Below are 10,901 nucleotides of genomic sequence, written 5' to 3' on the forward strand. Positions count from 1 at the left end.
CATCCCTAAAAATAAATATGTAAGCGTTAACTTAAACTCAACAAAAAAGCCGGCCGTGTCGCATTCACGACACTTCCGGCTTGGGAAAGTTTACTTGACTATCTGACGACCATGACGGAAATTGGTGCGTACTTCGCCATGTACGCCGCTTGACTCCCGAAGTAGCGACTAACGCCCTTCTTGGCAATCGACCCAATCACTAACAGGTCCGGTTGCACGTGTGGAATCACATTCTTAACAATGGTCTCCCCCGGTTCGCCTTCTGCAATGACCATTCGCGCATTGGCAACGCCGGCGTCCTCAGCCTGTTGCTGATAACGTTGGACGTGTTCCTTCAGCTCATCACGTTCCCCGTGGACGTAATCGCTATCCAATGCCTGATAGACATTCATGTCATCGTGTTCCAAGACGGAAACAATGATCAGCTCCGCGGCATCCCGTTTAGCTTGATGAATGGCATAGTCAAACGCCAGCAAAGCATCGGCCGAGTCATCGACCCCTACTAGAATTCGTTTAAACGTTTTAGCCATGGTCTACGCCTCCTTGGCAGGGTCGTCTTTACCGGCTGCTAATGCTGCGGCAACCCGTTGACTTCCTCGCCGTAATTCAATAATTGTCCAAGCTAGCAGGGCCAAAATTGCCGCGTCTAGAATGTAGGCAATCACGTTGGCAGTTGCCGTTTGGCTCGCCGTGATCGCACTACCGTAGAATCCTTGAATGGACGCTGGCATGTTGATCAGGTTCAAGTAGGTCAGGGCAAGAACCGAAATCCAGCCCAGTACCTTGATCCACAGACTGTTCTTGAATCGCTTGCCCATTTCCAGCTTGCTATCCGTCATCATCAACAACGGCAACATGGAAAATGGTAGGGCAAACGCTAAGAAGACTTGCGAGTTGTTCATCAAATCATTCAACGCCTCATGTTCGTCCAGCGCACTCTTACCACTGGTCAGCATGACACAGATCAACACAGGAATCACAGAAATCAGTCGGGTGACTAACCGCCGTAACCACAAAGGCATCCGCATGTGAACGAAGCCTTCCATGATGACCTGACCCGTTAACGTCCCGGTAATCGTCGAGTTTTGCCCTGAAGCTAATAGCGCCACCGCGAACAACGTGGAGAGTACCCCAGTCCGCGCAACACCGGCCAACACACCATTACTCATGGTACTGGTATCGGATAAGGCTTGGAACAACCCGAAGAACGAGGGATCCTTAACGGAACCACTCTTGAAGACGGCAACCCCCATGATCAATAACAGCGCGTTAACGAAGAACGCTAAGGTCAATTGGATGTTGGAGTCCCAGCTGGTGAACTTCACCGTCCGGGCGACATCTTCTTCATCGTTGTGGTCAATTTCCCGCGTCTGCGAAATCGCTGAATGCAGGTACAGGTTATGGGGCATGACCGTCGCCCCAATGATCCCTAAGGCCCCACTGATTGGCGTTTGACCACCAATCTTTGGTGTGGAAGCCACAGTCTTCATACTTGGGACTAAGCCACCAAAGACACCACCCCAATCGGGATTGGATAAGGCGACTTCATAGGCAAAGACCACCAAGATGACCAGAATCAGGCAAACCACGATGGCCTCGATCTTCCGGAAGCCGATCTTGGTCAGCAGTAACAGTAACAGGACATCTAAGACCGTAATGAAGACGGCAACGACTAACGGAATGTGGAATAAGAGGTACAACGCAATCGCCGCCCCAATAACTTCGGCAATATCCGTTGCCATAATAGCAAATTCAGTTAAAATCCATAACACGATGCCTAGTGACTTACTAGTCCGGGCCCGAATCGCCTGTGCTAAGTCCATTTGGCTCACGATACCAAGTTTAGCCGCCATGTATTGCAGCAACATCGCGATCAAACTTGAAATCAAGATAATCGACATCAATAAGTATTGGAAATTTTGACCACCGGTAATCGACGTTGACCAGTTACCAGGATCCATGTACCCCACTGCGACCAACGCACCAGGCCCGGAATACATGAACAACGTTTTCCAGAACCCTTTCCCCTTCGGTACTTTAACGGTACCGTTAATCTCTTCGAGCGACCGCCCATTGGCGTATTCAATGAGTTTATGTTTCTTCGGTGTATCACTCAAAATCAAGACCCCCTTCTGTTTCCTACAAGCCCAATTGTACCCCAAAATTTGATTAGTTCAATATCTTTTTTAGGGTCGCTTAACTTTATAATCTAAATTAGTTAATTAATTATTACTGGTTGTATGCGGTTTCATTCCCAGAAACTCGGTGACTATTTCCAACGCTTTTTAAGTAAAATACCGGCTTAAAATTTATTTAGTTATTTTTATAAGTACCGCTAATTAGGCGTTTTGGTCACTAAAAAGGCCTTGTTTCTTAGTACTAACTGACAAAAATTTGCAACATTTCCCATTGTCGGTTAGAATTTTAGTCGTTGAATATTATTTTTAGGGGAACTTAAATTTTAACAAGTTTTCTAGCAGGTTCACCATCGCTAGCTAGATTTATTTGGGGAGTGAGTCACGTGTTAAATCATCAAAATACTTATCTTAAAATTATCGCGGAGTGCAGTTTTGCGCGCCCCCGCGTCAGCAATAAGCAGATCATCCATTTCGCCAACGTCTCACCGGCAACCGTTACCGAAACAACCCGTATCTTGCAGAAGAAGGGTCTCGTGGATCGACACCGCTATACCGGCGTAACCCTCACAGCAGTAGGAGAACGACTCGCTTGTCGGCTACTCTACAACTATCGACTTTGCGAAGTCTTCTTAGCTGAACACCTACGGCTGCCTTTAAACGCAGTCCCCGCCCAAGCCTGGGCCGTCGCTGCCAACCTGACGCCAGAAACGGCCATTGCCTTAAACGACTATCTGGACCATCCCCAGCAAAGCCCATTTGGCGGCACTCTCGATTCAACTCAAATGCTGGATGACACGGCAATCACCCGCCTAAGCGATGTTCCCGCGCCTACGACCATCACCCTAGATAGTTATCTGGAGACACCCGGCCTCGTCGACTACCTCCAGCACCTCCAACTGCCGCTCGGCGTTACCCTCACCGTCCGTAAGCGCGATTCCGCTCTGAACCTAATTTACCTAGAAACGGCGCAACAACGTGAGATCACGGTCGACCTAAGTGCCGCTGACTACATCTACACAACGCCAGCAGAAACACCAGTTGCCAAGACGCTCGTCACTAACCAGATCACCAGTGAAAGCTAAAAATCCACAAAAAGCGCCAATGAGCGTTCGTACCATCCTAGCCCACACTAGTCAGTTGGTACAACGTTCATTGACGCCTTTTGATTCTATTCAATTTAGAAATTAAAAATTTATTTTGATAGTCAATTTAAGCTCAGTGGCAGACCACAAGAAGCATGGCGGACACCCTGCTATCCTGATAAGTGGCAGGCGGCTTGACCTAAATGACCGTTGCCATCGCACATAACCTAAGAGCCGAAGTGCGGTCATTTCCAGCACGTATGTCACACTACCGTTGTTTTTTAACGACCGTTAGCAGCCATAGTAGCGGAAGTGGCGCTGTTGTCGTCCGTAGAAGGCAGGCGCTTCAATCCCACACCAGTGAACCCACTAAGAATGGAGAAGACTGGCGAGAAGAGACTGAAGAAACAGAATGGCAGGTATGCCAACGTCGATACACCCAACGTGTTGGCAGCGAAGACGGCCGCAACCCCCCAAGGAACCAAGTAGTTGATAACAGTCCCACCATCTTCAAGGACCCGGCTCAAGGCCAAGTTGTCGAGACCTTTGTCATTAAAGGTTTGCTTGAAGGCTTTCCCCGGCAGGATAACGGAGAGGTACTGTTCCCCAACGAAGATGTTAACGCCGATTCCGGAAAGAATGGCAGCGGTGACCAAGGAACCATTGCCCTTAAGGCGCTTAGCCAAAGGTACCATGGCCGTTTGGATAATGTTAAATTTCATCAGCAAACCACCCAACGTTAACGTCAAGATGATCAGGGAGACCGTCGCCATCATGGCGCTGATCCCACCACGGCTCAGCAAGGCATCAACGCTGCCGTTACCGGTCTTGGAAACGAAGCCAGATTCGATCATCGTTGCGACACTGCTCAGCGAGGTTGAAGGCTTTTCGATGAAGAGCATGACGATCCCTAACCCTACGTTTAACAGTAACGTTTCAATAGCTGGAATCTTCCGCCAAGCACAGACGAACATCACGATGATTGGTAAGGCGGCCCACCAAGTAATGGAGAAGTTGGCGTTTAATGTAGCGACCGTCGCGTTGATTTTGCCCATGGCATTAGCATCGGAAGAGCCGGTACCCAGGATGAAGTAGAGGACGAGAGAGACCACGAAGGCCGGAATCGTCGACCACATTAAGTTTTTAATATGCGCAAATAATTCAGATTCAGCAATGGCAGATGCCAGGTTGGTCGAGTCGGACAATGGTGACGTCTTGTCGCCGAAGATGGCACCGGAGATGATGGCCCCAGCGACCAAGGCTGGGTTGAAGCCCATCGTGGTCCCCATCCCGAATAAGGCAATCCCAATCGTGGAGATGATGGTGAACGCACTCCCGATGGAGGTCCCGACGATGGCGCAGACCAGGAAGACGGATGGCACGAACCACTGGGCAGAGATCAAATGAAACCCGAAGACCATCATGGATGGAATGATACCCGCGGCAATCCAGACACTGATCAACGCCCCAATCAACAGGAAGATAAAGATGGGAATGATCCCCGTCTTGATACCGTCGATAATACCTTCATGAATTGTGTCCCAGTCGGCGCCGCGAACCTTGGCCCACAGAATGACCAACGCGATGACCAACAGGACCGGCGTAGTTGGGGATAACCCAAACTTGATGACCCCGGTGCCCATAATAATTAGCATTAACAGTAAAACAATAATTGCTTCGCCAAATTTAACTGGCTTGACCGCTTTCTCTTCATTTTTCATGTGAATCGCTCCTCTTTTATGCCAAAATTTATGTAGAAAAAAATCGTCCCCGTTGCATGTTCTGCAACAGGGACGATTTGATTTAAACCGTGGTACCACCCAGCTTGAGCCACTGGTTCTAGACCCAGTAACTCCACTCACTAGAAGGTAACGGCTCTAGTTATTCTCCGCCTGGCGTACCAGGACGTTCCACTGTATTTCGACGTCATCATCCTGATCGGTTCGCAGCAACCACCGACTTTCTGACACGCAGATGACACGCTACTTGGTAATGGAATTTAGCGTTCGTTATTCGATTGACATTGATAATAGCACGATGAGAAAATGCCGTCAACCTCTAATTTAATTTTTATTATTCGGTTACTCTGCCCATACTTCCGTAGAATCACCGGCACGACGGTGTTACTGGCCACCATTCACTAAACGCAATTAACGGTCAAAAAATTTAATTGGCATGAAAGGCGCTGGGATATTCGATCATCCCACCAACGTTGGCTAAAGCGCCAGGCGTCAAGGGTTTAATCAGGTTACTCCCCATCGGGATCGGCAGGCTATTATGGATGGCAAAGTCTTCGGCCATCACGTAGCCCCGCGCACCGTAAAAGTTCATGTCGCCAACGACACTGATAGCGGAAAAGCCAGCTAGCCGGGCGCGGGTCTCTAACTCACTCAACAGTTCGCTCCCCACACCCTTGCCTTGCCAGTCCGGCGCAACGGCCAATGGCGCTAGGGCTAGAACAGTCGTGGTATGGCGGTTACCGCGAATCGTGACCGGCGTTAACAGCCCATGGCCAACGACTTCGGCCTCCGTGTGCTTCGCAACGACTTCCAAACTAGGTTGGTAATCGTAAGTCTTCCGCAACTCATGAATCAAGGGAACCTCGGCGCCACGACTCTCCTCGACGGGCGCAAAGGCCGCCGTTACTAGCGTGTCGACTTGGTAATAATCTGGTCGTTGAATCGTTTCAAAACTTAAACTCACTTCATTACCTCTCATTTCTCAAACCGTTAACTGTCTTGACCTTCATGGACCGCCTGGACGATCATTGTTACTGGTAAATGATTAGTTGATTGTCTACTTAGACGACTATCTATTAGCTGTCATTCCAATGATGATCACGAACCATTTCGCCAACAATCTTTATACCACAAATATTCACAACTATTGGGACTTATTTTGAATCTAACATAACGCTGATAGTTTTATACCAGGCCTAGTTGTCCATTGATAGCTGTAAAAATAGCTGCCAAAATTATCGACAAGCCTCAGGTGATAGGCCGTTTTAATGATTGCTATTGTCGAACACAATCAGAGCCGGAGGAGGCCAGGGACGGAGCCAGCCGTGATAATGGCATTGGCTGGCGTCCCTTGCTAGCCTAGGCCATGGGCGATTTGAAGACGCGTGAATTTTGCGGCTTCAAATCGAGCGAGAAGCCCGCCCTCAGGCTGAAGCGTCCCCACAGCAGGTGGAGTCCCTGGCAGCCGCAGTGCGACCAATCTACACTAATCTATACTGAATACTGTGTTATTATACACGACTGAAATGAGATTGCGAGAAATTGCTAGACCATTTTAAGAAATCGCTTGAATTTACCCCACCGGACCCCGTACACTGGTAACAACCTTACTACAGAATCGAGGGACTTCATTTGACGCATAAACAGCGTTGGGCCGCTATTTCAATTGCGATTTACGTGGTCTTTGTCATTGCCGCCGTGGTGATTGGCTTCCTAGACCCCAGTCAGATTGGGCTGGAGTGGACCATCTTCTGGTACTTTGCCATGGCTGGCCTGTGCTACTACTTTTACTTTAAGAACGTGAGCTACCGTGAAGTGGTCTACTACGCAAAACAACTAGGCCTTCATAAGGAAGACCTAGTTGCTCTAATCCCACATTTAAAGGAGACCCAGGACGTTCCCGACCCGGATCGACCAAACTTTTTAAGTCCCTTTGCGAAGGTGCCGATTTCCGTAGTCAATCAGCTGACTGACCAGTTGGAACCCCGCGCAAAGGAACAAGGTATCGCGCCGTATCGGTAGATTACTTCTTGCGGCTAGTGTAACTTTGAGATTGCTTTAACCAGGCCTCATCGTCTGGATTAGGACCCACACGTTTGCCGGCGTCGAGGGCAGCGATGGCCTTCATTTCGTCTTCATCCAAGCCAAAGGCAAAGATGTCGCGGTTTTGTTGAACCCGTGCCTCGTGAATCGACTTAGGAATCACAATTTCTTCGCGTTGAACGTGCCAGCGTAAAATAATTTGAGCGGCACTCACATCATGGGCGGCTGCTAATTCGCTGATGACGGGATCACTAAGGGCATTGTTGTTGCCACCACCGAGTGGACTCCAAGCTTCATGCAAGATTCCCTTGCTTTCCAAGTAAGCGTGCATCTCGTCTTGCTGGAAGTACGGGTGCGTTTCGATTTGGTCGACAACGGGCTTAACCGTACCATGGGCTAAGACATCGTCCATCTGCTTTTGATTGAAGTTGGAGACACCGATGTTCTTGATCTTACCTTCCTTGTACAGGTCTTCCATGGCCCGCCAGCTTTCGAGGTAACCGGGTGCTGGCCAGTGGATCAGGTACATGTCAAGGTAGTCCAAACCAAGCTTATCCAAAGTTTCTTGGAAGGCCGCCTTGGTTTCGTCATAACCCCGCACAGCGTTCCAGAGCTTGGAGGTCACGAAGATGTCTTCACGCTTAACGGTGCTTTCGCGGATGGCCTCGCCGACCCACTGTTCATTGCCGTAATATGCGGCGGTATCAATGTGGCGGTAACCTGCAGCCAACGCCCATTTGATAGAGTTCTTCGTGTCCTCAGCGTTGTCGACTTGGAACACACCGAGACCTAATTGGGGAATCCGGTTGCCATTGTTTAATGGTAAATCGGGAATATCATTGTGCACTATAAAAACCACCTTTCAAACTTTGTTTCACCTTCTATCATACAATATCCGAGCGAATTTCGCGGTGCGAATGATTGAAAAATGGTCGAAATCAGTGTTAAAATTTTCTTCTACTAGTGTTTTGCGGTACTATGAAGAGTGTGGTAGTTTGTCGTCTTGGCGGCAAACTTGTTTTTTCACACCGTTCTGGACATGGAGGTTTTTCAGTTGAACAACCAAGAACCAAAATCACGCGTACAACGGTATAACTTTAATCAGGGGGATCAACCCACTCGACGGCAGCCAAAGAAGCCGCGTCGTTGGTGGCCGTGGATCATGACCTTATTAACGCTGGCCATCGCTATCTTGCTGGTCTTAGCCATTACGCATCACAACGATTCCGCTTCAAATACTGCCGCCTCATCGAGTACCAGCGCTTCCGTCGTCGCCAAATCGTCGTCGGCCTCGGAACAAGCTGCCTACGATAGTTTTAAGCAAAAAGTTAGTCAATACGATGACAACGGGATCACCGTCACGCAAAAACAAAAGCTGCAAAATATCATTAACGATGAATCCAATGACGCCGTTCAAGACCGCGAACAAAAACTGCTGGACAAGACACCAACAAAAAAGAGTGCCATCACCAGTAGCAGTTCGTCCGCCGATAACCCGAACAACGCGGCAAATAGCACGTTTGCCAGCACCCACACCTTCTCGTCGGTTAACGACGCACAGAATTGGGCGCAAGCGTCTAAACAGCAGTGGCTGGCTGCGGGTTACACGACCTACACCATCACTTCGGACGGTCAGGGCAACTACACCCTGCAGTTTGTCCGGTAACCCTTATACGCTAACGTATGGCCCTTCTGGCTGTACGTTAGCGTTTTTTGTTAGCCGTCATATTGGTTACATTGCTTATGAATGGCCGCGCTCCGGTTGCCAGGGATTTCGCCTGCTGTGGGGACGCTTCGGACTGAGAAGCGGTCCTCTCGCTCGCTTTTAAGCCGCGTGGGTCATGCGTCTCAAAAGTCGCCCATAGTGGTCGCTTACAGCGACCACTATTTCCACGGCTGGCTGCATCCCTAGCCTCCTCCGGCTCTGATTGATCGTTGCCATAACTTACGTTTGGGGACCGAAAATTCTAACGTTAGTCTACTGACATAAGTATCTATGGCAAAGTCCTATGTTCCCCCCACATTGGGTTGTCACGTGGCACGCTCTGTCGACAACCAATGGACTCAAAATCGGCAACTATCCAATCTTCGTTTCCAATGACACTACCGTTTCGGCGACTTCCTATCTAGCCGCTCGACCTGTTCCTGTAGCTGGTCAACCTTACCCGTTAGCGTGTCAATTTTCGCCAAGAGTTCGCGGACGTCAGCTTGTTCCTGCGTATCTTGTGGCGTAACCGCCTTTTCTGTCCGGTTGGTGATAAAACCGGTAATCGTACTGGTCAGTAAACCAATAAAACCAATTCCGCCGAACATCAGGACGCTGGCGATGATTTTACCAAAGGCCGTGTGCGGCGTCTCGTCCCCGTACCCCACCGTTGTTGCCGTGGTGACCGCCCACCATAAGGAGTTGGCGAGATTTTGCTTTTCGGTCAGTGAAAAGAGGAACGCACTGACCACAATAATGGCCACGCTGATTGAAAATAGGTAGATGAACCCCGTTTGGTAAATGAAACGATGGTAGGCCTTGGTCCATTTGCCATCTAATCCCAGCCGCCAGAAAACATGGTGGAACCGAATCAGGCGCGCTAAACGGGCCAGCCGGAAGAAGGCAAAGACTGGATGTAGTGGAATGATGCCCAGTAAATCAAAGGCCGATTGAATCAAAAATGTTTTGCGTTCCTTAGTGATGATCAACCGCACAAAATAGTCCACGACAAATACAGCGAGTAACCCGTTTGAAATCGCCATTTCTACCGGGTGACTGCCCAAGTGTACCAGCATTAAAATCACGTTCAGGACCGACCCCAACGTTAATAATGTCACGCCCCAATGGTAGCCGACCAGTGCACGTGGCACTCGCTCGTTTTGCATGTTACTGCCCCCAAAACTTATTTTTTTAGATGGTGCCCGTCAATCAATTACTTACTAAAGGTTGAAAGTTCTAAAACACCAATCAGGCCCGTTCTAGCAGCAATAGTGGGGCTAAAACTAGGCAACCTGGTGGGTCCTTCGCCTTGCCGGCCGGCAGATATGGGCTGGAGCGGTGCGAACACAACTTGAAGCCTCGAAAGAGCCGAGTCTACAAGGTTGGTTTTCTGCTAAGCCGGCAAGAAACGCCGACCAAGCAGAACGACGCGCCTGAGCCCATATCTGCCGACCTCTCGGCTTACACAGTGTGCGTAGACGATGGAGATAATGACTGTAACAGTCACTATCGATTGGACCAAAAACGCTAAGTCTCCAGGTTTTCCGACTATTGTCGTGGTAAAGCACAGTCAGAGCCGGAGGATGACAGGGATGCAGCCAGCCGTGGAGGTGGTGTTAGCTGGCGCTTCTGAAGCCAGCTTACAGCACGGGCGACTTTGGAGACACGCGGTCTTCGTGGCTTCAAAGCGAGCGAGAAGACTGGTGATTTTCCAGTCTGAAGTGTCCCCACAGCAGGCGGAATCCCTGTCAGCCGGAGTGCGGCAAATTGGCACTAATTTAGTGGCGCGAATGCTTACCGATATTGGGACGAGACAGGTATTTCATCTTTCAACCTTTAGTTACTTATTAATATAGTCAAATTCAAAAAGATTACCAGAAATATCTGCGAATTTTAGTCTTTAGTAAGATTTACCAGTTGAATCGCTAACCACGCCCAAAAGGCCACGTCCCAAAAGGGTTCACGGCCTTTTCTATAACTAAGTTTTTAATGACGAATCCAAATAATGTGATTCAAACCAGGAAGTCTTACGCTTTTACATCTTGCCGATTGAATTCTCGTCTCATAATCTGAGATCAATGTAAGCCGGAGGAAGCCAGGGATGTAGCCAGCCGTGATAATGCTGTTAGTCGGGGTTCTTGAAGTGCAAGTAAAATGTTAGACACTTTTCTGACCTATGCAACTAGCATCTTCT

General features: G+C 49.2%; 9 protein-coding genes. 3 read left to right on the forward strand and 6 right to left on the reverse strand.

Annotation, left to right across the window (positions count from 1 at the left end; all coding sequences use genetic code 11):
* Positions 1-98: 98 nt before the first annotated feature.
* Both FC99_RS07440 and FC99_RS07445 read right to left on the reverse strand, forming a co-directional pair.
* Positions 99-530 (reverse strand): universal stress protein, encoded by a 432-nt coding sequence (locus tag FC99_RS07440; RefSeq protein ID WP_048734234.1) that lies wholly within the window; start codon positions 528-530, stop codon positions 99-101.
* 3 nt (positions 531-533) lie between these two features.
* Complete coding sequence (locus FC99_RS07445; RefSeq protein ID WP_048734232.1) at positions 534-2,117, reverse strand: Nramp family divalent metal transporter; 1,584 nt, start codon at positions 2,115-2,117, stop codon at positions 534-536.
* 404 nt (positions 2,118-2,521) lie between these two features.
* On the opposite strand from FC99_RS07445, the gene FC99_RS07450 reads away from it, so the two are divergent.
* Complete coding sequence (locus FC99_RS07450) at positions 2,522-3,220, forward strand: metal-dependent transcriptional regulator (RefSeq protein WP_082153224.1); 699 nt, start codon at positions 2,522-2,524, stop codon at positions 3,218-3,220.
* A 281-nt stretch (positions 3,221-3,501) separates the two neighbouring features.
* Here the strand turns inward: FC99_RS07450 and nhaC are convergent, their stop codons facing one another.
* Positions 3,502-4,941, reverse strand: coding sequence for a Na+/H+ antiporter NhaC (gene nhaC, locus FC99_RS07455; RefSeq protein ID WP_048734231.1), 1,440 nt, complete (start codon positions 4,939-4,941; stop codon positions 3,502-3,504).
* A 445-nt stretch (positions 4,942-5,386) separates the two neighbouring features.
* The gene (locus tag FC99_RS07460; RefSeq protein ID WP_048734229.1) at positions 5,387-5,923 is read right to left on the reverse strand and encodes a GNAT family N-acetyltransferase; all 537 of its coding nucleotides are present in this window, start codon (positions 5,921-5,923) and stop codon (positions 5,387-5,389) included.
* 668 nt (positions 5,924-6,591) lie between these two features.
* On the opposite strand from FC99_RS07460, the gene FC99_RS07465 reads away from it, so the two are divergent.
* Positions 6,592-6,981, forward strand: a complete 390-nt coding sequence (locus FC99_RS07465) for a hypothetical protein (protein ID WP_048734226.1) — start codon at positions 6,592-6,594, stop codon at positions 6,979-6,981.
* A 1-nt stretch (position 6,982) separates the two neighbouring features.
* On the opposite strand, the gene FC99_RS07470 is transcribed toward FC99_RS07465, so the two are convergent.
* Positions 6,983-7,849, reverse strand: a complete 867-nt coding sequence (locus FC99_RS07470) for an aldo/keto reductase (protein ID WP_048734224.1) — start codon at positions 7,847-7,849, stop codon at positions 6,983-6,985.
* A 207-nt stretch (positions 7,850-8,056) separates the two neighbouring features.
* Between FC99_RS07470 and FC99_RS07475 the strand changes: the two genes are divergently transcribed.
* Positions 8,057-8,668, forward strand: coding sequence for a hypothetical protein (locus FC99_RS07475; RefSeq protein WP_048734222.1), 612 nt, complete (start codon positions 8,057-8,059; stop codon positions 8,666-8,668).
* Between the two features lie 437 nt (positions 8,669-9,105).
* Here the strand turns inward: FC99_RS07475 and FC99_RS07480 are convergent, their stop codons facing one another.
* The gene (locus FC99_RS07480) at positions 9,106-9,873 is read right to left on the reverse strand and encodes a potassium channel family protein (RefSeq protein ID WP_048734219.1); all 768 of its coding nucleotides are present in this window, start codon (positions 9,871-9,873) and stop codon (positions 9,106-9,108) included.
* Positions 9,874-10,901: the final 1,028 nt, after the last annotated feature.

Origin of the sequence: Levilactobacillus koreensis JCM 16448 (assembly GCF_001435525.1) — a bacterium.
Lineage (GTDB): Bacteria > Bacillota > Bacilli > Lactobacillales > Lactobacillaceae > Levilactobacillus > Levilactobacillus koreensis.